The sequence below is a fragment of the Alcaligenes sp. LTN-3 genome, from assembly GCF_059735605.1.
In genome coordinates this window covers 106,744-129,944 of record NZ_JCAPDN010000003.1, presented here as the reverse complement: position 1 = coordinate 129,944, position 23,201 = coordinate 106,744, and the positions used below count along the sequence as shown (strand labels likewise).

At 57.8% G+C, this 23,201-nt stretch carries 18 protein-coding genes; 6 read left to right on the top strand and 12 right to left on the bottom strand.

All coding sequences use genetic code 11. The features are described 5' to 3' along the window. Positions 1-3: 3 nt before the first annotated feature. From AC6I6N_RS13550 to AC6I6N_RS13535, 4 genes are all read right to left on the bottom strand, one after another. Positions 4-1,185 carry an acetyl-CoA C-acyltransferase gene (locus AC6I6N_RS13550; protein WP_230019501.1) on the bottom strand — a complete coding sequence of 394 codons (1,182 nt, stop codon included), beginning with the start codon at positions 1,183-1,185 and terminating at the stop codon, positions 4-6. Further along, positions 1,178-3,046: a bifunctional isocitrate dehydrogenase kinase/phosphatase gene (aceK, locus tag AC6I6N_RS13545; RefSeq protein WP_108727066.1), complete on the bottom strand. Its 1,869-nt coding sequence runs from the start codon at positions 3,044-3,046 to the stop codon at positions 1,178-1,180. Before aceK ends, AC6I6N_RS13550 begins: the two co-directional genes overlap by 8 nt. A gap of 12 nt (positions 3,047-3,058) precedes the next feature. Continuing rightward, complete coding sequence (locus tag AC6I6N_RS13540; protein WP_094195238.1) at positions 3,059-4,237, bottom strand: isovaleryl-CoA dehydrogenase; 1,179 nt, start codon at positions 4,235-4,237, stop codon at positions 3,059-3,061. An 81-nt stretch (positions 4,238-4,318) separates the two neighbouring features. Then, positions 4,319-4,711, bottom strand: a complete 393-nt coding sequence (locus tag AC6I6N_RS13535; RefSeq protein WP_094195239.1) for a MerR family transcriptional regulator — start codon at positions 4,709-4,711, stop codon at positions 4,319-4,321. A 116-nt stretch (positions 4,712-4,827) separates the two neighbouring features. Between AC6I6N_RS13535 and AC6I6N_RS13530 the strand changes: the two genes are divergently transcribed. Together AC6I6N_RS13530 and metC are read left to right on the top strand one after the other, a co-directional pair. After that, positions 4,828-5,904 carry an MBL fold metallo-hydrolase gene (locus AC6I6N_RS13530; RefSeq protein WP_497943567.1) on the top strand — a complete coding sequence of 359 codons (1,077 nt, stop codon included), beginning with the start codon at positions 4,828-4,830 and terminating at the stop codon, positions 5,902-5,904. 113 nt (positions 5,905-6,017) lie between these two features. Then, entirely contained in the window at positions 6,018-7,214 is a 1,197-nt protein-coding gene (metC, locus tag AC6I6N_RS13525) for a cystathionine beta-lyase (RefSeq protein ID WP_230019500.1), read from the top strand. A gap of 226 nt (positions 7,215-7,440) precedes the next feature. Here the strand turns inward: metC and AC6I6N_RS13520 are convergent, their stop codons facing one another. The 4 genes from AC6I6N_RS13520 to AC6I6N_RS13505 form a co-directional block, all read right to left on the bottom strand. Next, a complete protein-coding gene (locus AC6I6N_RS13520) occupies positions 7,441-8,082 on the bottom strand; it encodes a thiol:disulfide interchange protein DsbA/DsbL (protein ID WP_094195242.1) in 642 nt (213 codons plus the stop codon). Between the two features lie 89 nt (positions 8,083-8,171). Beyond that, positions 8,172-8,915 carry an SPOR domain-containing protein gene (locus AC6I6N_RS13515; RefSeq protein WP_125277889.1) on the bottom strand — a complete coding sequence of 248 codons (744 nt, stop codon included), beginning with the start codon at positions 8,913-8,915 and terminating at the stop codon, positions 8,172-8,174. A 14-nt stretch (positions 8,916-8,929) separates the two neighbouring features. Beyond that, positions 8,930-10,615: an arginine--tRNA ligase gene (gene argS / locus AC6I6N_RS13510; protein WP_094195244.1), complete on the bottom strand. Its 1,686-nt coding sequence runs from the start codon at positions 10,613-10,615 to the stop codon at positions 8,930-8,932. Positions 10,616-10,745: 130 nt separating this feature from the next. Then, on the bottom strand, positions 10,746-14,498 hold the full coding sequence (locus tag AC6I6N_RS13505; RefSeq protein WP_497943566.1) for a phospholipase effector Tle1 domain-containing protein: 3,753 nt from the start codon (positions 14,496-14,498) through the stop codon (positions 10,746-10,748). A gap of 97 nt (positions 14,499-14,595) precedes the next feature. On the opposite strand from AC6I6N_RS13505, the gene AC6I6N_RS13500 reads away from it, so the two are divergent. The 3 genes from AC6I6N_RS13500 (at position 14,596) to AC6I6N_RS13490 (ending at position 16,509) form a co-directional block, all read left to right on the top strand. Continuing rightward, a complete protein-coding gene (locus tag AC6I6N_RS13500) occupies positions 14,596-14,943 on the top strand; it encodes a DUF1840 domain-containing protein (RefSeq protein ID WP_094195246.1) in 348 nt (115 codons plus the stop codon). Positions 14,944-15,029: 86 nt separating this feature from the next. Further along, a complete protein-coding gene (locus AC6I6N_RS13495; protein ID WP_094195247.1) occupies positions 15,030-15,350 on the top strand; it encodes a hypothetical protein in 321 nt (106 codons plus the stop codon). Positions 15,351-15,744: 394 nt separating this feature from the next. Further along, on the top strand, positions 15,745-16,509 hold the full coding sequence (locus AC6I6N_RS13490) for a YwqG family protein (protein WP_121737680.1): 765 nt from the start codon (positions 15,745-15,747) through the stop codon (positions 16,507-16,509). A gap of 388 nt (positions 16,510-16,897) precedes the next feature. Here the strand turns inward: AC6I6N_RS13490 and leuA are convergent, their stop codons facing one another. From leuA to AC6I6N_RS13475, 3 genes are all read right to left on the bottom strand, one after another. Next, positions 16,898-18,592 carry a 2-isopropylmalate synthase gene (leuA, locus tag AC6I6N_RS13485; protein ID WP_199827894.1) on the bottom strand — a complete coding sequence of 565 codons (1,695 nt, stop codon included), beginning with the start codon at positions 18,590-18,592 and terminating at the stop codon, positions 16,898-16,900. Between the two features lie 138 nt (positions 18,593-18,730). Then, positions 18,731-18,883, bottom strand: a complete 153-nt coding sequence (locus tag AC6I6N_RS13480; protein ID WP_159063885.1) for a hypothetical protein — start codon at positions 18,881-18,883, stop codon at positions 18,731-18,733. Between the two features lie 39 nt (positions 18,884-18,922). Then, positions 18,923-19,477: a hypothetical protein gene (locus tag AC6I6N_RS13475; RefSeq protein WP_094195249.1), complete on the bottom strand. Its 555-nt coding sequence runs from the start codon at positions 19,475-19,477 to the stop codon at positions 18,923-18,925. Positions 19,478-19,493: 16 nt separating this feature from the next. Here AC6I6N_RS13475 and rpoN point away from each other — a divergent pair, with 16 nt between their 5' ends. Further along, entirely contained in the window at positions 19,494-20,879 is a 1,386-nt protein-coding gene (gene rpoN / locus AC6I6N_RS13470; RefSeq protein WP_094198227.1) for an RNA polymerase factor sigma-54, read from the top strand. 156 nt (positions 20,880-21,035) lie between these two features. On the opposite strand, the gene AC6I6N_RS13465 is transcribed toward rpoN, so the two are convergent. Continuing rightward, positions 21,036-23,162: a TonB-dependent receptor gene (locus tag AC6I6N_RS13465; RefSeq protein WP_497943565.1), complete on the bottom strand. Its 2,127-nt coding sequence runs from the start codon at positions 23,160-23,162 to the stop codon at positions 21,036-21,038. Positions 23,163-23,201 lie beyond the last annotated feature (39 nt).

Here is a 23,201-nt window from a genome sequence, read left to right as displayed (position 1 = left end):
GCTTTAAACCAGCTCGACGGCCAGGGCGACCGCTTCGCCACCGCCAATGCACAGCGAAGCAATACCACGCTTGCCGCCGGTCTTGCGCAGGGCGCCGATCAAGGTCGCCAAAAGGCGAGCACCCGATGCACCGATGGGGTGGCCCAGGGCCGTGGCGCCACCGTGGATGTTGACCTTGTCGTGCGGGATGTTCAGCTCTTTCATGGCGGCCATGGTGACCACGGCAAAGGCTTCGTTGATCTCGAACAGGTCCACATCGGCCACGCTCCAGCCGGTTTTATCCAGCAGCTTCTGGATAGCGGCCACCGGTGCGGTGGTGAACCAGGCGGGTTCCTGAGCGTGCTGGGTGTGAGCCACAATGCGGGCCAGCGGTGTTGCGCCCAGTTCTTTGGCCTTGCCTTCAGTGGTGATCACCATGGCGGCGGCGCCGTCCGAAATGGACGAGGCGTTGGCAGCGGTAACCGTGCCGTCTTTCTTGAAAGCGGGACGCAGCGTGGGGATCTTCTCGGGCATGGCTTTGGCAGGGGCTTCGTCCTTGGCAATGACGACATCACCCTTGCGACCCGCAATGGTCACGGGCGCAATTTCCCATTCAAAGCTGCCGTCATCGCTGGCTTGGCGAGCGCGGCGCAGCGATTCCAGCGCGTAAGCGTCTTGCTCTTCGCGGCTGAATTCGTATTTGCTGGCGCAGTCTTCGGCAAACACGCCCATGGCGGTGCCACGGCTGTAGGCATCTTCCAGACCGTCCATGGCCATGTGGTCATAGACGGTGGAATGGCCGTAGCGGTAGCCCTGGCGGCCTTTAAGCAGCAGATAAGGGGCGTTGCTCATGCTTTCCTGACCGCCAGCCACCACCACGTCCACACTGCCTGCTTTGAGCAGATCGTGGGCAAACATAGCGGCTTTCAGACCGGAACCGCACACTTTGTGAATGGTGGTGCAAGCCACACCCTGGGGCAGACCGGCGCCCAAGGCAGCCTGGCGCGCGGGGGCCTGGCCCTGACCGGCTTGCAGCACATTACCCATGATCACTTCATCGACCTTGTCGGCCGGAATGCCCGAACGCTCCATGGCCGCCTTGATGGCGACGGCGCCCAGTTCGTGGGCGGCCAGATCGGACAGGCTACCCATCATGCCGCCCATAGGGGTGCGGGCGATCGAGACGATGACAACGGAATTAGTCATGAAAGACTCCTGGTTGCAAAGAGGAGACCGGCGCGCGTTTGGCAAACTCGTGCAGCTGCCGATCTTTGTTGTACGGAAAAATATTTTCGATCCGACCTTGTGTTACCCGCAAGCGACATTGGGACCACCACTCAGGTTCGAGCAGTTCTGCATGGTGGGCCATGAAGGCTTTGCGAATGCGTGGGTCGGTTAGTAGAAAGTAGCCGAATTCTTCAGGAAATACATCGTTCGGGCCGATCGGATACCAGGGTTCGCTGGCCATTTCGGCTTCTTCGTTCGGTGCGGGTGGAATGGCGCGAAAGTTCATCTCGCGCATGTGCTGGATTTCGTCGTAGTCATAGAAGACGACGCGGCCCAGGCGGGTTACACCAAAGTTCTTGAACAGCATATCGCCTGGGAAAATGTCGGCAGCAGCCAGCTCGCGGATTGCTTTGCCGTACTGGTCGACAGCGGCATTGAGGGCGGGGTCGCTGGCCTTGTTCAGATACAGATTCAGCGGGGTCATGCGTCGTTCAATGTAGACGTGACGCAGCAAGATGGTGTCCTCGGACTCTTCCAGCAGGCTGGGCACTTCGCGGCGCAGTTCTTCCAGCAAGGCGTCGGAAAAGCGCGCCTTGGGTAAGGCAACCTGGGCGTAATCCCAGGTGTCGGCCATGCGTCCGACACGATCATGCTTTTTGACCAACTGGTATTTGCTGCGTACCGTGGCATGGTCCATGCCCTGCTTTTGAATACGGTCGCGGATCAGTTTGAACACATAGGGGTAGGACGGCAAGGTAAATACCGTCATCACCATACCGGCAATACCGGGAGCCAGATCAAAGTGATCGTGCGAGTGCGACAGGTGATGCAGAAAGTCGCGGTAGAACAGGGTCTTGCCCTGCTTTTGCAGACCGATGGCGGTGTATAGCTCGGCCTTGGGCTTGCGCGGCAGCAGGCTGGACAGGAAGTCCACATAGGCCGACGGCGCTTCCATATCGACCAGGAAATAGGCGCGCGTAAAGCTGAACAGCGTGGACAGGTCGTCCGTGGTGTGCAACAAGGCGTCTATATACAAGTGTCCCGAGGGGCGATGCAAAATGGCCAGGGAGAACGGTAGCACTTCGCCCTGGTTGATCAGTCGGCCCACCACATAGGCACCCTTGTTGCGAAAGAACAGGGAGTTCAGCACCTGAATCTGGCAGTCCGAGCCAATGCGCGAGCCATAGCCGCGCGGCAGACGGCGGCATAGTTGACGCACGGCCATGCGGGCCAAGGTGCGTACATCGCGCGGCAGGTCGGCAAAGGGGGCAGCCAGACCGAAGTCGGCCAGCATACTGGTCAGACTGGCTTCCAGACCCTCTTGGGTGGGGTAATAGACGCGATATGAAGGCAGCGCGCCGTCCAGGTAATCCGTGGCAACGGCTGGGCGCACGAAAATGAATTCGTTGCGAAAGTAGTGCCGGTGCAGCACGCGGCAGGAGACGGAGTTGAAGAAGGTCTCCGCACATTCGGGCTGACGGTGGCCCGAGAGCAAACGCACAAATTCAGCTTTGGCCTGCAACCACAATTGCTGCTGGGCATCGTCCAGATGGGCCGGATCGGATGGCGTAGGCTGATGCAGACGCAGGTTCTGGCTAAGCATGGCCGCGCATTCGCGCACCCGTGTCGCGTAGTACTCGATACGCTCGCGCGAGAGCTGCTGAATGCCATGCCAGTCGCCCGATTCGTACAAAGACTTGGCGCGCTGGGCGCTGTAGCGAAACAGTGCATAGTGGCGATTGAAACCATTGAGCATGGTCTGGGCCACCTGGATAGCGGTCATCCCCGGTTTCTGAACCGGGGTGATGACAGTCGTTTCGCCAAAATCAGGGTTGGACATGCCTGTGCCTTTTTAGGCGGTTTCGGCGAACAATTCGCGACCGATCAGCATGCGGCGGATTTCGCTGGTGCCCGCGCCGATCTCGTACAGTTTGGCATCGCGCCACAGACGGCCTGTGGGAAACTCGTTGATGTAGCCGTTGCCGCCCAGAATCTGGATGCCTTCACCGGCCATCCAGGTGGCTTTTTCCGCGCTGTAAAGAATCGCGGCAGCGCAGTCTTTACGCACGGAACGCACGTGGCCGGCACCCAGACGATCCAGGTTCTTGCCCACGGCATAGCACAGGGCGCGGCTGGCTTGCAGGGTGGTGTACATATCGGCCATCTTGCCCTGAATCAGCTGAAATTCGCCAATGGCCTGGCCGAACTGCTTGCGATCGTGAATGTAGGGAATCACGACGTCCATGACGGCTTGCATGATGCCCAGTGGACCACCGGCCAGGACGGCACGTTCGTAGTCCAGGCCGGACATCAGTACTTTGACGCCACCATTGAGCTGGCCCAGTACGTTTTCTTCCGGTACTTCGCAGTCCTGGAACACCAGTTCACCCGTGTGGCTGCCGCGCATGCCTAGCTTGTCCAGCTTTTGGGCAACGGAGAAACCAGCAAAATCTTTTTCGATCAGAAAGGCGGTAATGCCGCGCGCACCGGCTTGCGGGTCGGTCTTGGCGTACACCACCAGGGTGTCGGCGTCCGGGCCGTTGGTAATCCACATTTTGGAGCCATTGAGTACGTAGCGATCGCCCTTCTTTTCGGCGCGCAACTTCATGCTGACGACGTCCGAACCGGCACCGGGCTCACTCATGGCCAGGGCACCGACATGCTCGCCGCTGATCAGCTTGGGCAGGTATTTCTGCTTCTGGGCCTCTGTCCCGTTGCGGTTGATCTGGTTCACGCAGAGATTGGAGTGCGCGCCATAGGACAGGGCCACCGAGGCGCTGGCACGAGAGATTTCTTCCATCGCGATCATGTGGGCCAGATAGCCCAGGTTGGCACCACCGTATTCTTCGCTGACGGTCATGCCTAGCAAACCCATCTCACCGAACTTCTTCCACAAGTGCATGGGGAACTGGTCATCGTGATCCAGTTGAGCCGCTAAGGGGGCAATTTCGGCCTGGGAGAAGTCGGCGACAGCGTCGCGCAGCATGTCCAGGTCGGAGCCAAGATCGAAATTCAGGCCGGGCAGGCTCATGAGACACTCCGTGGAAATAAATGGGTTGTGGAATCGTATTTATATTACGTTTACGTAAACGTCATATATATGGGTTTTCCCTTATCGGGACTCCAGCTTCAATTGTTCGCTCATGGTGTGACAGATATCGAGCTGATCCTGAATTTCCTGCAAGGTCTGGTCCAGATCCTGCCGTTGTCGCTCCAGACGCAGGCGGTGCTCGGTCAGGACCTCCTGATAATGCTTAAGCTGGGAGGCGGTGTCCATCGGGGATTCATACATATTGATCAGTCGCAGAATCTCCGATAACTGCAGTCCCAGCCTTTTGCCGCGCAGGGCCAGTTTCAGGCGGGCGCGATCACGGGGCTGATAAATGCGCTGTGTACCTTGACGCAGCGGGCTCAAGATTCCTTGATCTTCATAGAAGCGCAGGGTGCGAGGCGTGATGCCAAACTCGTGCGCCAGATCCGATATTGTCCAGGTTGTCGTTGTCATTTTTAGTGTGATTTACGTAAACGTAAACTATCATGCCATAGAGCCGGGGTGCGAACCAGGGCCTTTTAGTATGGACAGCCCTTACGCCCTACAAGAGCCATTCTATTGGAGCGAGCATGAATCCTAACGAACAAAAATTGAATTATCCCTGGGCAGATACCCTGCCCCCAGCGGGCGGCAGCCTGGAAGTGGCGCCGGGGGTGCGTTGGCTGCGCATGCCTTTGCCCTTTGCGCTGGATCACATCAATCTGTGGTTATTGCGCGACCAGATCGACGGGCGCGAGGGCTGGACGATTGTGGACTGTGGCGTGGCCCGCCCCGAAGTACGCGAGCTGTGGGAACAGGTTTTTAACAATGAGCTTCAAGGCTTTCCCGTTCTGCGCGTGATCGTCACTCACATGCACCCGGATCACATCGGTTTGGCGGACTGGTTGTGCCAGCGCTGGAATGCGCCGCTGTGGATCAGCATGACGGACTACGCAATTGCCAAGCTGTGGTCGGGTACAGGTGGACGCCAGACGGGTGCGCAAGCCGGTGGCCCGAATGGCGCGGCCGCAGAAGCGCACTTTGTCCGTCATGGCCTGCAGGACGAGAAAGCCCGTGAGCAGATTCGCAGCCGTGGGGATTACTACCCGTCCATGGTGCCTTCGGTGCCCGAGCGTTTTGTACGCTTGATGGATGGTCAGCGTGTGGTGATTGCCGGTCGCCCCTGGCGTTTGATCGTGGGCTATGGCCATGCTCCCGAGCATATGTCCTTGTATTGTGAAGAACTGAAGGTGTTGATCTCTGGTGACATGCTCTTGCCGCGTATCTCCACCAATGTCAGCGTGTTCGATACCGAGCCCTTTGCCAATCCTTTGCCTTTGTACCTGAACTCGTTGCTGTCCTATCAGGATCTGGCCCCGGACACCCTGGTGCTGCCTTCGCACGGCAAGCCTTTCCGTGGCATGCACGAACGTATCCGTCAGCAGCAGGAGCATCACGCCGAGCGTCTGGAAGAAGTACTGCAAGCCTGCTCCCAGCCTTGTACGGCCGCTGACATTTTGCCCGTGCTGTTCCACCGCAAGCTGGACTCGCACCAGATGACCTTTGCCATGGGCGAGGCCATTGCCCACCTGCACGCCTTGTATTTTGATGATCGTTTGCGTCGCGAGATGGGCGAGGATGGGGTTTACCGTTTTCAGCGTATCTGAATACCGGAGCGCCTCTTAATAAGAGGGGGCAATATAGCGACTGTCGGCATAGGGGACCGGGCCTGCTGGCCTGTGGTAGCGTAGAGCTTTTCTTGCTACCGCCTGCCGACACTATGAGCTCTGATCTCGCCCTGGATACTGCCCTGCAACACACGGGTCTGGCCCCGTTCGATCCGCATACGGATGCCGCGCCAGTGGCCGTGCCCATCATGCGCACCAGTACGGTGCGCTTTCGTAATCTGGACGCTCTGGATCGGGCTCAGGCTGACAAGGCAGATCCTGAAAAACGTTCGGTCACTTACGGGCGCTCGGGTATGGATACCCATGCCGCGCTGGAACAGGTGTTCTGTCAGTTGGAGTCTGCCACCCAGGCCTTGCTGGCGCCGTCGGGTATGGCGGCCATTACCTTGGGTTTGTTGGCCTTGCTGGACTCGGGCGATCACGTGCTGATTGCCGACAGTGCGTATGGCCCGGTGCGCTATCTGGAAAAAACCGTGCTGCGTCGCATGGGTATACAGGCTACATTCTGCGCACCGACTCCCGAGGAAATGACCCGTCATCTACAGGACAACACCCGCATGGTGTATGTGGAATCACCCGGTTCCTTGCTGATGCAGATGCTGGATATGCCCGCCTTGGCCGAGTTTGGTCGCAAGCATGATTTGCTGCTGGTCACCGACAATACCTGGGGCTCGGGCTATATCTACCGTCCACTGGAATTGGGCTTTGATGTGTCTATCGTGGCGGGTACCAAGTACGTGGCAGGCCACTCCGATTTGATGTTGGGGGCAGTCATGTCCACCGACCCTGCCATCAACAAACGCCTGCACGATAACCATTATGCGCTGGGCTTTTCCATCAGTGCGGACGATGCCTGGCTGGCCCTGCGTGGTGCACGTACCCTGCCCATCCGTATGCGTGAAAGCGCCGCCAATGCGCTGGCCGTGTGTCAGTTTCTGGATAGCCGCCCTGAAGTTAGCCGTATTTATCACCCGGCTTGGCCTCAAGATCCGGGCCATGCTTTGTGGCAACGCGACTGCACCGGCTCTAATGGCATGTTGTCGGTGCAACTGCGACTGAACAATGCGCAGGCTCGTGTGTTTGTGGATGCCCTGACGCTGTTTGGTATCGGCTTTTCCTGGGGTGGCTTTGAAAGCCTGGTGCAACTGGTGGATACCGCATTTTTAAGCGGCCACAGCTATTGGCAAGAAAGCCAGGACAGCCTGGTGCGCCTGCATATCGGCCTGGAATCGACCAAGGATTTATGTGCAGACTTGGCACAGGCTTTTGAAAAGGCGGCGCAGGCTTAGGCCTTTAACTGACTGCTCTAGCCAGGGACGCACCCTGGCTTTAATAACTGGCTCAGACTTGCAATGACGTTGGAATCCCGTACCTTCTTGTAAGCCGCTGTTATCGAATGACTGACGAGCTATCGGCAGCTAATAGATCACAGATATAGAAACACCAAGGGCCCTCAAAACCGGAACGAATCCAGTCTTGAGGGCCCTTGGCCGTATGGCTCAGCCAGAGCGCCAATTAGCGATTGGTGACCATTTTCAGCAGCTCTTGAGCCTTGCTGATGCTTTCGTCGTAGCCATTGGCCAGTGCCGGCGAAGTCACGAACTTGCCGCCCACAGCCAGACTAGGTGTGCCCTGGATCTGGTAGGTGTTGGACAGTTCGTTGGCTTTATTGGCCTTGGTCTGTACGCCAAAGGAGTTGAAGGTCTGCTCGAAACGAGCCTTGTCTACGCCTTGTTTGGCAGCCCAGGCCGTGATGGTCTTGGCATCAAAAATGCGCTCACGCTTTTGATGAATAGCTTCAAACACCTTGGGGTGCAGGTCCAGACGGTCCATGGCTTCCAGGGTGTAGTACAGCTTTTGCAGATCGGTCATGCCGGCATTGAAGGCGACAGGCACACGGCGCAGCACGACATTGTCTGGCAGGGTCTTGGCCCAGGTTTCGACCTTGGGTTCCAGGATGGCGCAGTGTGGGCAGCTGTAGGAGAAAAACTCCAGCACTTCGGTTTTACCGACGCTGTCCGAGGGCTGAGCCGCAGGCAGGGTGACGTAGCCCTGGTTGGCTTGTTGAGCCAGCGCGCTGGTGGCGGGCAACAAAGTCGCCCCAGCCAACAGACTGGCACCGACCAGGGATCGTACAAACAATGCGTTCAGCTTCATGAATCAATTTCCTTAAGGGGGAAGATGAGGTCTATGACCTGTGCAATGGCGGAAAAGTTCACCTTGGGCCTACCCAGGGTGCAACTTGTTCAGGGCCGTACCACCGAGCTATCAATTTTTTCCTCGGCCAGACGGCTGCGAGCCCGGTTCATTTCGTCTATGCCTTTGAAGGGACCCAGGCGTACCCGGTTTATCGTGCCGCCATTGACCTGGGCACTTTGTACCGAGGCATTAAAACCCAACATCAACAAGCGGGCTTTCATGGCTTCGGCATCCGCATTGTTGCGAAATGCACCTGCTTGCAGGTAGTAGGGGGTGGATGTGGTGGCTGGCTTGGCGGGCGCCGGGGGCGCAGCAGGTGTCGGTGTAGCCGGTTTGCTGGTGGCCGGTGCCGGAGTGCTTGGTGCGGCAGGTGTTGTGGCTGGTGGTGTTACGGCAGGAGCGGTAGTGCGAGCCTCTGGCTGACGGGCTGGTTCCGTACCCATGGCAGGCAGGGTGGCAATCAAATCACCCAAGGCATCCGGAGCGGCAGGCTTGGAAGAGATGCTGGGCAAATTGGCCGGTGGCAAGGTCAATCCGGGGATGGTGTCGCCCGGCGCAGGCGTCTGCCCGCTGGAGCTGCCATACAGACCCCGGTTCGGGTCCAGCAAGTCTCGCCCTTCAGGCAAGGCAACGGTTGGTTTGTCCCGGCTGGCCTTGTCCACAAAGGGCATGGGTACTTTGGTGACAAACAGGGCGACGGCCACCGCCGCGCCCAGACCCAGAATCAGGCCAATCAGAATGCCGGTATAGGTACCGCCGGAACTACTGGATTTTTTACGTGCTCTTGCCATATCTGCCTATGGGTTTACATACGTTCGGGTGCGGACACACCCAGCAGGTTCAGACCATTACGAATGACCTGGGCGCAGGCCTGGGCCAGGCGCAGACGGGCCAGACGTAAGGCCGTGTCGTCGACCGACACGCGCTCGGCGTTGTACCAGGAGTGGAAGTCCGCAGCGCAGTCGCGTAGCCAGAAAGCAATGTGGTGAGGGGCCAGTTCGCGAGCGGATTGGGCCAGCACATTGGGGTATTCGGACAGGCGTTGCATCAGAGCGATCTCGGTGGGGGCGGTCAAAGGCGTGATGTCGGCCTGAGGCACTTGATCCAACAGTTCTGCCGACTGGTTCAACACGGAGTTGATACGGGCATGTGCGTACTGGATGTAGTAAACCGGGTTTTCTTCGCTCTTGGACAGGGCCAGATCGATATCGAATACGAATTCGGAGTCGGCACGGCGCTGGATCAGGAAAAAGCGCACGGCGTCCTGGCCTACCCATTCGATCAGGTCACGCAAGGTGACGTAGCTGCCTGCGCGTTTGGAGATTTTCACCTCCTGGCCATTGCGCATGACTTTGACCATCTTGTGCAGGATGTAGGCCGGAAATTCCTTGGGGATACCCAGGCCCAGACCTTGCAGACCAGCGCGTACACGGGCAATGGTGCCGTGGTGGTCGGAGCCCTGAATATTGATGGCGTGGTGGAAGCCGCGCTCCCACTTGGCCACGTGATAGGCCACGTCCGGCACGAAGTAGGTGTAGCCGCCTTCGGATTTACGCATCACGCGGTCTTTGTCGTCGCCTGTGCCCAGTTCCGTGGTGCGCAGCCACAGCGCGCCGTCCAGCTCGTAGGTGTGACCGGCGTCGATCAGGGCCTGCACGGTTTTTTCAACCTTGCCGGAGGTGTACAGCGAGCTTTCCAGATAGAAGTTGTCGAACTTCAGGCCGAAAGCCTGCAAGTCCAGATCCTGTTCGCGGCGCAGGTAGGCCACGGCGAAGCGGCGGATGTCTTCCAGATTGTCCAGATCACCACTGGCGGTGACAGAGGCGCCATCGGCAGCCTGAACGGTTGCACCGGCCTGATAGTCGCGGGCGATATCCAGAATGTAGTCGCCCTTGTAGCCGTCAGCGGGGAATTGCTCGCTGTCGGGCTCGATGCCACGAGCACGGGCATGCACGCTGGTGGTCAGGTTGTCGATCTGGTTACCGGCGTCGTTGTAGTAGAACTCGCGGGTAACGTCGTAGCCTTGCGAGCTGAATACGCGGCACAGGGAGTCGCCCAGCGCCGCTTGGCGGGCGTGGCCCACGTGCAAGGGGCCGGTCGGGTTGGCCGACACGAACTCCACCATCAGTTTTTCCTGGGTAGGAGCAACGTGGCCAAAGTTATCGCCTTGCTCGGCAATAGTCTTCAGGACGGCCTGATGGGTGGCCGTGGACAGACGAAAGTTGATAAAGCCCGGGCCGGCAATTTCCGCGCCTGCCAGCAAAGCAGCGGCGTTCGGATCGGCCAACAGGGTATCGACGATTTGCTGAGCCAACTCGCGCGGGTTACGACCGGCGGGTTTAGCCAATTGCATGGCAATATTGCAGGCGGCATCACCGTGCGCAGCCACTTTGGGGCGCTCCAGCGTGATGTTGGGTTCAGCCTGGGGCAAGATGGCACGGACGGCAGCCTGTAGGCAGGCGATTAATTGAGATTGTTGCTCAGCAAGCATAGGAAAGGTCTGGATTGGTAGAAAGACAACTGGGGCGAGTTGATCTCGCCTCAGATGGAAGGCGCGACATTGGCCCGCCGGATAGCCCCACATGATAGCGTGATTTGACGCCAAATTCTTTTCAAGCACCCTAGCGTTCCCATCCCAGGTGGTTATGTAGCCACGCATCGTAAGCATCCATGTCTACCCAGCCTACTTGATTGTCACCGCGCAGGCGCCAGTCATTAAAGCGTGTGATCAGGTTTTCCAGGGTGTTGCGCACCTGTCGGCCCAAGGCAGGGTGCGAGTCCTGATACAGCAGATCCTGACCCTGGTCGTGGTAGTCAACGCGGCGTACTCCCTGTGTGCTCAGACGCAGTCCGGGTGTACGCATGTCCTGCAAGATGGGATGCCTGATCTGCAGATCGGTTTGAGGCAGTTCGGCCAGCGTCAAGCCGGCGGCGGTGGCTTGCCAGTGCATCCAGGCCAGGGCCACTTTGTCCAGGTCGCTGATGCTGTTGTCATCGGGCAGTACACCACCACCTATCTGGCTATGAGCGCCGATAAAAGGCATTTCCACTGTGTTCATGGCCTGGGCCAAGCCGCTTAAGGGAAAGAGCACGCGGTGTTCGTGCATTGCTACGGCGTGGGCCACCCAATTCCAGGCTTGCGAGACGCCCAATCGGTATTGAGAGTTGCTCCAGCCGCCCAGCCCAAATTGCGCCACCGTATCGAAAAGCCCTAGAAAGCGGGGGGTGATGCAGGCCCGGATGGCCCCACGCTGCGAATCATTCAGCACAAACCAGCCTTGCTGGGTGTAGTCCAAAATGCGATTGGAAAAGTCTCTGGCCAGCGCTGCTCCCCGTGAAAAACCCAGCAAGTCCACCGGTACGGCGCGAGCTGCGGGCCCCTGCTCCTGCATGCGGTTCAGAAAGCGGTTCCATTGCGCCTCCAGAATGCGACCTGCTCGCCACGCCGTCAGCGCATCCAGATCCGTGCTCACAGGATTGCCGGGACCCTCGCTGTAATGCACCGCCCCATCCTGATACAACTGCGACAGTTTCCAGACATTGCTGTTGGTGATGGGGGCTTGCCGTGTGCCATCAAACGCGAACAGCAGCAGGCCGGTGGGATCAATATGGCGCAAGGGCTGTTGCTGGGCATAGCCCACTGCCTGGGTGTGCGGCCACGGGCCCAACGGGTCCGCTTCCAGATAGTGACCGCGATCGGGGAGATAGGTACGCAGCAGATTGTCGTGCCAGCCGGTAGCGGACTCTGCATACTGCCCCGGCAGGCGTAAGTTGAATTCCAGCGTTTCGAGTAAAGGCTCGGCCTTTCCCAACGGGTTCAGATCTGCGGCCCAGATTGGCCGGGTTTGGTGGTCGCTAATCAGTCGGACGGCGCCCATCAAATCACTATGCAGGTAGTACAACTGCCCTTGCCCATCTGGTTGATAAACAATCATCCCTACGGGCGTCAGCCCGGCATACAGATAGCGCCGGGAAATGAGCTGGCCGGGCGCAGCGGCTAAATCCAGTTCAGCCATTAATTGCTGGCCGTGAAAGAAGAAAGCGCGCTCTTGATTGCCTTGCTTGCGCCAGATGCGCTGGCCAAAGGCATCGTGCCGGTACTCGACCAGGGTGGAGTTGGCCGTGTGCACGCGCCGTAAGCGACGGTTGGGGCCGTAGTCCAGATTCAAGGCTCCGACGGCTTTCGCCGTGCCGGTGGAGGAACGCTGAATGGAAGCGGCTGGCTTCGGGTAGCGCGCAGCAAGTGCGCCGCTGTGGCTCCAGGCCAGCCATTGTTCTGATTCTGTCTTGCCTTGACGCAAGGCAATCATCCGGTTCTGGGCGTCGTAGTGCAAAAACCAATGGCGTATTTGCTGTAGCAGCGGGTAGTCGTGGCGGTCCTCCAGTACATTTCCTTGTGCATCCAGGCGGCGGGTTTGTGTCCAGGCAGGTTTGCCATCCGGCTGCAAAAGCATTGCATCCACAGCTTGACCAGTGCTGTTCGCATGGCTGATCAGTTGTAGGCCATTGCCCCAGGCATAGCCCACCTCTTGTGCGTGGATGACAGTCTGGACTTGCCCGGTTTGCTGGATCCATTCCAGAGACTGTAGACGTCCATGAGCATCCCAGCGGTAGCGTAGTTGTCCGCCTTCCGGCAGTGAGTGCAGCGTCAGCCTACGCTGCTCGTCATACTCAAAGCGATCGGTCCAGTTTTGCCCAGGGCTATGGCTACGCTCCAGGCGACGTTCTTGTAATAAACCCGATCGTAACTTCAGCCATTGTGTTTCCGTGGGGTGACGAATACGTAGCGCGCCAGGCCCCAACCAGTCCAGTTCACTGCGTTCAACTTCATGGCCTTGTTGGTGTTCAAGACGGCTCAAGCGCCCCTGCTGATCGTAGTGAATCTGAAGCGAGCCTTCTTCTGCGTAGTCAATGCGCGTCAGCTTGCCATCCGGGCTCCAGTAGCGGGCTTCGCTTCCATGCTGGCTGGACGCCCACCGTTGCAAGCGCCCTTTTTCATCAAGCCCTAGGCTTAGCGACCCCCAGCCACCCTGCTTTTGCTCCAGCCGTGACACCGTTCCATTTGTACGGCGCTGCGCTGTCCACGGCCCAGCCTGCAACCAGCGTCCTTGCGGATCGTACTGCCATCGCGTGCTATAGGCCGGGCAGTCCTCGCACAAGCGGCTTTCCAGTTTTTGTAGCCGCTGCTGGCCTTGATAGTCGCGGTAATGGAAGCGATGTCGTTCTGTGCCGATGGACCATTCACTCAGGTTCGGCCCATAGTGTGCCGTCCAGTCCTGATTGAAGGCATGAGAGATCAGACGGCTGACTCGGCCTTGGGTGTCGTATTCCCATTGCTGTACTGACTGGGCAGCTTGTCCAGGCGCTTGCAGGCTGCTGCCGCCTAAACGATTCGACCAAGGCGCGGGGGCTGGATGGTAGAGGCGCTGCATGCCATCGGGTCGGCTGACGCCGGCCAGCCAGACTTGTTGGTCGTGCTGTTCCAGAAGCAGGCGAAACGGCCCGGCTGGGGTTTTAATACTGATGGCTGTGGCTGTGGCTGTGGCTGTGGCTGTGGCTGTGGCTGTGGCTGTGGCTGTGGCTGTGGCTGTTGGCGTGGTTGTGACCATCGCCATCGCCACTGTCGCAGTTGCTGCCGTTTCCGCTGCTCTTACCGCCGTTGTGACATTGGCTAGGGGCCTGGTTTTGGTGTGGGATTGAGCTTGTCTTGGAGTCTGAACCTGAGCTTGGTTTTGCCCTTGCCCCTGTGGCGACGCCTGCTCCTGCACTTGGCTTTGCCATTCAAACACCAGCGTTTGGCCCAAATGATTACGCACAGTCTTAACCGCATACGCCTGCGGATGCGTGCCGGGAAAGCGTTCTATATCCAGCCACTGCTGTGTCGAAACACGCACATGGATTAGCCAGCCCTGCTCGTCAAACCTCAGAATCAACCCATTCGGGCCTTGCCAGAACCAGCCCTTACTTTGCACGTGTGCCGGTGGGTACAAGCGGGTCTGTCGTCCATCCGGCATGAACAGGGCATGTCCTTGCTGCCGCAATTGCAGGTCGTAACTCAAGGCCCAACCTGTGTGTCCCAGCGTCGGCGTAGGATTGCGCCCCCACCCATTCCAGTGACGCTGCAATTGCAGCAAAGGCCAGGCTTGGCTTAGCGGTAAGTCGGTATCGCTTTGGTATTTCTGCCCGCTCAGCAAGTCCACTGGATTGAGCAAACCCATATCGGCTGCGGGTTCGCCCTGTTCCCCTAAGGCGGCTGCTGGCGCGCAGCGGGTGGATGACGGGGGCAAGGGACATTCAAGCGAGCTTTGTGACCAGGCCAGGGATGGGCAGGTGATCAAGAGCAAGATTAGCCAAGGCAGGAATGCGGCAGGCATGAAGGACTCTCCAAGACGGGGAAAATCCTGCTATCTTGCAGGGGTGTGTATCCTGAAAGTCGAATCGGAAACACAAAGATCCATAAGGAGAAACCGTATGCTAGTCGTCTTTAAAAGCAAAGCCGCCGCCGATGTGCTGATGTTCTCCGAACATGCCATGCCTATTCTCCGGGCCGCAGGGCGCTCCTACCCCGATGGTTTGCCCGAGCGTGGTGTGTTCACGGCAGAGCAATTGTCCGAAGCCATTGGCAATATTGAACGAGCGATTGGGCAAGACCGGGAAAACAAGCATTCGCCCCACGAGGACGAAGACGAGGAAAAGGAACACCCGATGTCCCAGGTCGTCAGCTTCAGCCAACGCGCCTATCCTTTGCTGGATATGTTGCGCCAGGCAAATAACACCGGCGTGCCGGTCATGTGGGAACCGGCAGATAGTTCCTGGTAGTCCCTGGAATGTCGGCCTGCCGACAATTTGGTAGGCCTTCTTTGCTTAAGCTCCAGAGTTGATCTATTTTTTTTCGGAGATCGTCTATGAGCGCTATGGTGCTTGTGATCTTTAGTCCTCGCCAGCACATAGAGCTGGTCACTCCTATACAAACCATTGATCCGGAAAGCGGCAAGCAATCGCGCGACTGGTTCGATCGCACCTGGCAAGAGCTGGGCTGTGAACCCCTGCGAGCCAGCGGCAAAGTCCTGTTGTTGGACAAAATCATGGGCGTGGCTGATGCCATGGGTTATACGATGCTGTCGCAGGACGATGAACGCGCCCAGGAATTTGCACGCCATTGCTTGCAAGCGGTGGGTTCCATGCAGGTCACCGTGGATTTGCCGGGTTTGGCGGTCACGTACTGATCAGGCCAAGGCAATGGAAAACCGGCTCTGTAGGGCCGGTTTTTTTATGTTTTTTTGAATGCTTTTGGGCTTGTAAGGCGGTTGGTTTGCAGTTGATGCTGCCGTCACAGTCACAGTCACAGTCACAGTCACAGTCACAGTCACAGTCACAGCCACAGCCACAGCCACAGCCATAGCCACCGTCACCGTCATCATCGCCGTTATTGCCGCTGCCAGCGCCACTACACGGGGCAGGTATACCTTAATCATTTGAACGGCTGTCGGCCTAGCCTTGTTCCTGCCTGAGCTCCAGTTACACAATGCATAGGCTCAGTCCCCAAGGGCTTATTACAATCCAGCAGATTCAGACTTGGCCTTAGCCGGCATAGTCAGCAACCCTGTCACCCGAAGCAATATGGATCTCAAAACGCTAGAAAAACACCTTGATGCCTCGCCGCTGCTGCAAGCGCATAAACAGTATTTCCTGGATTTGGCGCAGCCAGCGGTGGCTATCCATTTGGGTAAGGACAAGGGCCAGCCCTTGCAAAGTCGTTTTGGTGGTCAACCTATGGTGCCTCCCGGTTTTACCTGGCCCGAGCATCCTGACGGCCATTATCTGTTTGTTGGCCAGATCAACTTCGCGGAATTGCCCAAGGGGCCGGATCGCCCGGCTGATTTGCCCAGCAGCGGCCTGCTGTCACTGTTCTACGGTTTCGATGAAGACGATGCCATTTTCTGGCGTGACCAAGACTACCTCAAGGCTTACTACTGGCCAGACACCAGCGGTTTTCAGGAGATCCAGGCGCCCCACCGCTGGAGTACCCGTAGCTGGGCGCTGCAGTTTGAAAACTGCATCGACATTCCGCGTCATGAAGAACTGCGTCAGGATTGGCCAGTGCCTTTCGAGGAACTCTACGACTGGTTCGATAAGCTGGAAGAAAACGGTGATTTGCCTGGCGACTATCTGTTGGGCCGTCCTTCCTGGGACAGCCTGGCTTATGACCCTACGCCCAATCAGGTGGAGCATCCAAGTCAATCGCGCTGGCGCTCTTTGCTGACCGTACAGTCGCACGAAAAACTGCATTGGTGCTGGCAGGATGGTGCACGCCTCATGGCTTTTATCGAGGACGATAAATTACGGGCCAAAGACTTCAGCCGTTTGCAGGTTGACTGCGGTTAAGGGCAATCAAGCTATTGAAGGCATGGCTGGTTGCGTTGACGCGAAATAACAAAGGCTGAGGATATTTCCCCTACGCTCTGTTGCCAAGCCAAGCCAAGCCAAGCCAAGCCAAGCCAAGCCAAGCCAAGCCAAGCCAAGCCAAGCCAAGCCAAGCCAAGCCAAGCCAAGGTGGATGTTTGCGCCATTGTTGATGCGGGTTGCACTTCGTTGCTGGGTTTGCCGCGTGTTGAGATGAGCAGTCATGCTGCGCCCACGAAAAACCCGCCTTGTGGGCGGGTTGCAGGCAGAGCGACGATAAGTCGGGCTGCGAAAGCGGGTCAGGCGCGGCCGGGATGGGCCGGGCGGGCGCTGGAGTGGGATCACCACCCCAGTCGCGACATAAAGATCGTTAGGCGGTGGTCGCTTCAGCTTCTTGCTGGGCGATGGTGTGGCGGTTAACCGCGCTCAAGATCGCCAGGAAGGAGGATGTCACGATGTCGGCGTGAACGCCCACACCAAAGCCCGATGGACTGTCACCGATACGCATTTCCACGTAAGCGGCAGCGCGGGTTTCCGCACCGGAACCAATGGCGTGTTCGTTGTAGTCCATGATCTTGATGGACATATCCAAAGCATTCACAAAGGCAGAGATCGCGCCTTCGCCCGACCCCTTCAAGGTGCGAACCTGACCGTCGTGTTCCACATCCACTTCAATCGTGAATTGCTGGCCGCTGTCGGCGTGCGGCTGGCTGATGATGTTGTGCTTGAGCAGCTTGTAGTGCTTTTTGCAGTTCAGGTATTCGGACTCGAAAATGCCGTACACATCTGCAGGTGTTACTTCCTTGCCGGAAGAATCGGTCACGCGCTGAATGGCACGGCTGAATTCGATTTGCATGCGGCGTGGCAAGACCAGACCGTGCTCTTGTTCCAGCAGGTAGGACACACCGCCCTTGCCTGACTGGCTGTTGACGCGAATAACCGCATCGTAGCTGCGGCCCAGGTCGGCCGGGTCGATTGGCAAGTAAGGCACTTCCCACAGTTCGTCGGATTTTTGCTGTGCCAAGCCTTTCTTGATGGCGTCCTGGTGGGAGCCGGAGAAGGCGGTAAACACCAGGTCGCCCGCGTAAGGATGGCGTGGGTGCACGGGCAACTGGTTGCAGTACTCGGCGGTGCGGCGCACTTCGTCGATGTCCGAGAAGTCCAGCTCAGGGTTCACACCCTGGGTGTACAGGTTCAGGGCCAAGGTCACCAGGCAGACGTTGCCGGTGCGCTCGCCGCTACCGAACAAGCAGCCTTCGATACGGTCTGCGCCCGCCATCACGGCCAGTTCAGCAGCCGCTACTGCCGTGCCACGGTCATTGTGCGGGTGTACGCTCAGGGTCACGTTGCTGCGTTGCTCCAGATTGTTGTGCATCCACTCGATCTGGTCGGCGTACATATTGGGCGTGGTGGCCTCAATGGTGGCGGGCAAGTTCAAAATGACGCGCTCGTCGGCGGCTGGGTCCCAGGCTTTCACCACCGCATTACACACGTCCAGAGCGAATTCAGGCTCGGTGGTGCTGAACACTTCGGGCGAGTACTCGTAGCCCCATTGGGTTTGCGGGTACTTGGCCACTTCGCTTTTGACCAGACGTGTACCGGTCAAGGCAATTTCCTTGATCTCGTCCTTGCTCAAGTTAAAGACGACCTTGCGAAAGGCCGGCGCACATGCGTTGTACAAGTGAATGATGGCGCGTTTGGCGCCCGCAGCGGCTTCGACTGTGCGCTTGATCAGGTCTTCACGCGATTGCGTCAAGACGATGATGGTGACGTCTTCAGGGATACGGTTTTCGTCGATCAGCTTGCGAACGAAATCGAAGTCGGTCTGCGATGCGGAAGGGAAACCGACCTCGATTTCCTTGAAACCGATTTTGACGAGTTGCTCGAAAAAGCGCAGTTTGCGAGCCACGTTCATGGGCTCGATCAGGGACTGATTGCCGTCACGCAAGTCAGTGCTCATCCAGATGGGCGCTTTGGTAATGCGCTTGGACGGCCAGGTGCGCTCGGCGAAGTCGCGATCAAAGGCGACAAAAGGACGATACTTTTGAGAGGGGTTTTTCAGCATTGCCATGGGGATACCTGTCGGACAAAAAGTGTTGATTACTTCTTGCCGTCACCAGCGATTGCAGCATTTACGTAGGCCGGTGGCGGCACAAATGACGTAGATGTGGCTGAGTATTGGCTGCCGAACTGCCACAGGACACTAGGCCCGGCAACCGGACGCTAGTAGTAGCAGCTGGGATAGGATGGAGGCAGGGGCCGAGGAACGGCCTTCACGCACGGAACGCGACAAGGTTGCTTCAGCGGCGGGGCTGAAACCTTGGCAAGCGTAGGAGAGTTGGCGTGCGTGAGTCATGACCGTTAGTCAAACACAAAAGAAACAGGAAGGCAAGTGTCAGGTTTGTGGTTCTTGGCGCTCATAGTCGGCCTGTAACAGGCGGCTTTGTTGCTCGGCCAGTTCGATCTTGCCAAAGCGGCCAGCGCGCAACTCGCTATAGGCGCGTTGTAAATCACCCACAGTCAAAGGGCTGCGCTGATCGGGCCAGCACCACAAAATGACTTCACGGGCCGGACGGCTGAGCGATCGGGCTAACTGAGCCACGGTGGACTCGTCGATAATGCGTTGCTGGTTGCGTTGCATGACCCTTTGTATAAAGCCATACAAAAGATAGGCAATAATGAGCGTTATGACGCCCACTACCGTCCACCAGAAAAACGGGTTGTATTGTTTGATCAGCGCCAGGTTTTGAATGCTCAAGGCCTGCAGGCCAGAGTAATCCAGGCCACGCCCGAAGCTGATAAGACGGTTGAGAAGGTCCCACCAGATAATGGCTACTACGACAGTGATGACGGTGCAGATAATAGTGGCTGTGGCGCACAGCTTGAACAGAGTGCTACGCAGAGCCTGACTATCGTTGGCGGTGGGTGTCTGGGCGTTGTCAGTTTTCATGGAAACGATTGTACCTATGCTTACGCGTCAGTCACTAGATTTACGCCAGCAGCAAACGCTGGTTTTGACGCCGCAATTGCAACAGTCTATTAAAGTGTTGCAGCTATCGGGGGCCGAGCTGGAGCAGGAGTTGGCTCAAGCTTTGCTGGACAACCCTTTGCTGGAACGTTTGGACGTGCAGATGGATGTCGCCGCCGAGCCATTGCCCGAAGCCGCTTCGGGCGAGGCGGAATCCTCGTGGGCGAGTCTGGAGTTTCCCAAGCACCAAGGGGATTCGCATGACCCTGATTGGTCCCCCGAATCGGCCATTGATCAGGACCTGGCTGCTTATCTAAGCGAGCAGTTGGGATTGTTGCGTTTGAGCGACCGTGACCGGGTCCTGGCACAGTTGTTAATCGACGAGCTGGACGATAACGGCTACCTGCCCGTCTCTTTGGACGAGGTGCTGGCCTGCCTGCCCGCTGAGCTGGATATTGATGAAAGTGATTTGCGCTGCGCGCTGGCACAGGTGCAGTCTTTGGACCCGGCCGGTGTCGGTGCGCGGGATCTGGCCGAGTGCCTGAGCTTGCAACTGATGCAACAGGCCCAGCAACTGGAGCCCGCCTTGTTTGATTGCGCCCGCTATCTGGTGCGTGAGCATGTCGGCGTTCTGGCCTCGCCCAGTCAACTGCGTCAGCGCTGTGCAGGCCTCTATCCGGCCGAGCTGGTGGAGCGGGCCCATCATTTGATCCTGAAACTGGACCCCAAGCCGGGGCGTGCCTGGACACAGAATGTCTCGGCGTATGTCGTGCCGGACGTCTTGCTGATTCGTGGCAAGGATAGCTGGCAGGCGGCCTTGAATCCCCTGGCTGTACCGCGCCTGCAACTGGTGAACCTGCACGATTATGAAATTGAAGCGCACCCAGCCTTATTGGCAGAGCGCCAAAAAGCGACCGGCTTGCTGCGCAGCGTCAACAGTCGCTTTGTGACGATTTTGCGCGTAGCACAAGCGATCGTGCAGATGCAGCAGGATTTCTTCACGCAGGGTGTGTCGGCCTTGAAACCCATGCAGTTGGCCGATCTGGCGGCTGAACTAGATTTGCATGAGTCGACGATTTCGCGTGCAACGCGGCAAAAGTACATGCAGACGCCGCATGGGGTGATGGAGCTTAAACAGTTCTTTACCGTGGCCTTGGCCAGTGTGGATGGCAAGGCCGATATGTCCGCTGCTTCGGTGCGGGCGCAGATTGTACAGATGATTCGTGACGAGCCACCGGCCAAGCCTTTGTCGGACCAGCAGATTACCGATCTCTTGCAGGCTCAGGGCTTGACGTTGGCGCGCCGTACAGTGGCCAAGTACCGGGAGGCGGAAGGTTTGGCACCGGCTTCACAGCGCAAGATGCGGGCAGCGGCGGGAGTCTAGGGCGACAGCCACAGCAGGCTCAAGATACTTGGCAAGACCTTGGAAACAATAAAAAAAACAGGGCCTGCATACACGCATGAACAGGCCCTGCAAAAGCAAAGTTAGCGCCTGCCATCCAGACGGAGTCACTGGATCGCAGGGTTGTTGTTGGTCTATTTAGAATTTCATGGTGGCCGAAGCCAGGAAGGTACGTGGTGAGCCTTGGCCATTGCTTAAAGGCACGACCCAGTAGGCTTTATTGCCTACGTTTTCCAGGCTGGCGCGCAAGGTCACTTCCTTGCCGGCAAAACGTGTTTTGTAGCGCATGCCCAGGTCATAAGTGGTCACGCCCGGCATGTAGTAACTGTTGCTGGCGTTGGCATATTGCTTGGACTGGGTGTGCAGATTGGCATTTAAGGTCAGGCCTTGAACAAAGGGGGTGTCCCATTCAATCCCGGCCTTGGCAACCCAGCGGGACAGGCCAACGGCGCTACGCCCTTCGGTATCCGGGTTGCTGGCCTTGCGGATTTTCGGATCCAGGTAGGCGATACCGCCAGTCAGGCGCCAGTTCTTGGCAATCTGGCCAAACACCTGTACTTCCACGCCTCGGTTGCGCTGACGACCGTCGTAGCTCAAGTTGGGCTTGCCATTGAAGCGCTCATTGCTCTCGTAGCTATTGGGCTGGGTAATGTCGAACAGGGCGGCGGTCAGTGCGTAGTCGCCACTGTCGTACTTCATCCCGATCTCGTATTGGCGTGTTTTCTGGGGGGCGAAGACTTGACCTTCGTTGGCGTAGTCGTCGCCCACAATCATGCCCTGGGTTAGACCTTCGGCATAGTTGGCGTACAGCATCCAGTCGTCCTGCAGTTGCCAGACACCGGCAATAGTGGGTGTCAGGGCGTTCTTGCGGTAATTATCGCTTTTGCCGCTTTTATCCTTGGTGCTGACCCATTGCTGGCGCAGACCCAGGGTCAACTGATATTTGCCGTCTGCAAAAGACAGGGTATCGGCCAGCGCTGCACTGTACAAATAGCTGACGTTAGGCGCACTTAGCCCATTCATGGGGACATAAGGGCGTGCCGGGTAGTCCGGATCATAGATATTGATGGTCTCGGACCAGCCCTTGATGGAGGTGTTGTCGCTGCGCGAGCTTTTACGATTCCAGTCCAGCCCGGCGCTGATGGTGTGCTGCACCGAGCCGGTGTCAAAGCTGTAGAACAGGCCGGTATTGGCAGCCAGGTTGTAGCCAGTATTGTTGCGCCGAGTCGCGGCCAGCTTCAGGTCCCCTTGCTCGTTCAGCAAGGTGCTGCCCTTGGTGTTGTAGTTGTTCATCTCGGACTTGCTGTAACCCGCCGAACCGTACAGGGCCAGCTGGTCGCTGGCAGCCCAGTCTGCACGGATCAGCGCCGTGGTTTCACGCGTCAGGCCGGCAGCCCAAGGGACACCCAACAAGACATCGCCTTTGTGAGGCGTAGGCAGTGGGTTCTTGTCCAGACCCTTGGCCAGACGCACACCTCGATTCAGGCCGGAAATGTACTCTTCCAGGTGATACAGGTCGGCGGACAACTTGAGCGATCCCAGACGGTAGTCCGCTCCCAGCGAGATCAGTTTGTCACGATTGGTACGGTGATCCACCACGCCCTCGCCGTCCTTGAACACGCCATTCAAGCGCAGGCCCAGTTCATTGGATTGACCGAAACGGCGGCCCAGATCCAGATGCGTCCCGAATTGGGAGGGCTGGATGTAGGACAGGGTGACGTTGCTAATGGGATCGTCCGTGGCGCGCTTGGTCACCAGATTGATCGAGCCACCCACATCATTGCTGGCATTCATGCCGTTCAGAACGGCAGAGGGGCCTTTGAGAATTTCTAAACGCTCTGCGATGGCCATCACGCGGCGGCCACTGGTCAAACCTTGCAAACCATTTAGAGACACGTCACCGGCACGGAAACCCCGTATATACAGAGTGTCTTTCCCACCTGTTCCACCTGCACCGGGTGTCTGCACGGAAGGGTCGTTCTTGCTGATCAGAATGCGCAGTTCCTGGCCTTGCAGGTCCTCGATGTAGTCGCTGGTGTAGTTGATGGTGCTAAAGGGGGTGTTCATGACATCCCGGTTGCCCAGCAAACCCAGATTGCCGCCGGTAGCGACATGATTGCCTTCGTACGCAGGCGGCAAATCAATGTATTCGCTGGCTTTGACTTCAATAGTGGACAAAGACGTAACCGGGGGAGCATCGGAGGATTGTGCCCAACTGCTGCCCGCACTGAGCAGGCTCAGGCCAACAAGATAAGAAATACGCATGAATTTGTAATCTAAATATAAATGATTCTCATTAATGTT

Bases quoted from the DNA above. Each gene is read 5' to 3' on its own strand.
- aceK (WP_108727066.1), bottom strand. From the start codon at position 3,046: ATGTCCAACCCTGATTTTGGCGAAACGACTGTCATCACCCCGGTTCAG.
- AC6I6N_RS13540 (WP_094195238.1), bottom strand. From the start codon at position 4,237: ATGAGCCTGCCCGGCCTGAATTTCGATCTTGGCTCCGACCTGGACATG.
- AC6I6N_RS13490 (WP_121737680.1), top strand. From the start codon at position 15,745: ATGGATCTCAAAACGCTAGAAAAACACCTTGATGCCTCGCCGCTGCTG.
- AC6I6N_RS13475 (WP_094195249.1), bottom strand. From the start codon at position 19,477: ATGAAAACTGACAACGCCCAGACACCCACCGCCAACGATAGTCAGGCT.
- leuA (WP_199827894.1), bottom strand. From the start codon at position 18,592: ATGCTGAAAAACCCCTCTCAAAAGTATCGTCCTTTTGTCGCCTTTGAT.
- argS (WP_094195244.1), bottom strand. From the start codon at position 10,615: ATGCTTGCTGAGCAACAATCTCAATTAATCGCCTGCCTACAGGCTGCC.
- AC6I6N_RS13520 (WP_094195242.1), bottom strand. From the start codon at position 8,082: ATGAAGCTGAACGCATTGTTTGTACGATCCCTGGTCGGTGCCAGTCTG.
- AC6I6N_RS13550 (WP_230019501.1), bottom strand. From the start codon at position 1,185: ATGACTAATTCCGTTGTCATCGTCTCGATCGCCCGCACCCCTATGGGC.
- AC6I6N_RS13515 (WP_125277889.1), bottom strand. From the start codon at position 8,915: ATGGCAAGAGCACGTAAAAAATCCAGTAGTTCCGGCGGTACCTATACC.
- AC6I6N_RS13530 (WP_497943567.1), top strand. From the start codon at position 4,828: ATGAATCCTAACGAACAAAAATTGAATTATCCCTGGGCAGATACCCTG.
- AC6I6N_RS13500 (WP_094195246.1), top strand. From the start codon at position 14,596: ATGCTAGTCGTCTTTAAAAGCAAAGCCGCCGCCGATGTGCTGATGTTC.
- AC6I6N_RS13535 (WP_094195239.1), bottom strand. From the start codon at position 4,711: ATGACAACGACAACCTGGACAATATCGGATCTGGCGCACGAGTTTGGC.
- AC6I6N_RS13505 (WP_497943566.1), bottom strand. From the start codon at position 14,498: ATGCCTGCCGCATTCCTGCCTTGGCTAATCTTGCTCTTGATCACCTGC.
- rpoN (WP_094198227.1), top strand. From the start codon at position 19,494: ATGCTTACGCGTCAGTCACTAGATTTACGCCAGCAGCAAACGCTGGTT.
- AC6I6N_RS13480 (WP_159063885.1), bottom strand. From the start codon at position 18,883: ATGACTCACGCACGCCAACTCTCCTACGCTTGCCAAGGTTTCAGCCCC.
- AC6I6N_RS13495 (WP_094195247.1), top strand. From the start codon at position 15,030: ATGAGCGCTATGGTGCTTGTGATCTTTAGTCCTCGCCAGCACATAGAG.
- metC (WP_230019500.1), top strand. From the start codon at position 6,018: ATGAGCTCTGATCTCGCCCTGGATACTGCCCTGCAACACACGGGTCTG.
- AC6I6N_RS13465 (WP_497943565.1), bottom strand. From the start codon at position 23,162: ATGCGTATTTCTTATCTTGTTGGCCTGAGCCTGCTCAGTGCGGGCAGC.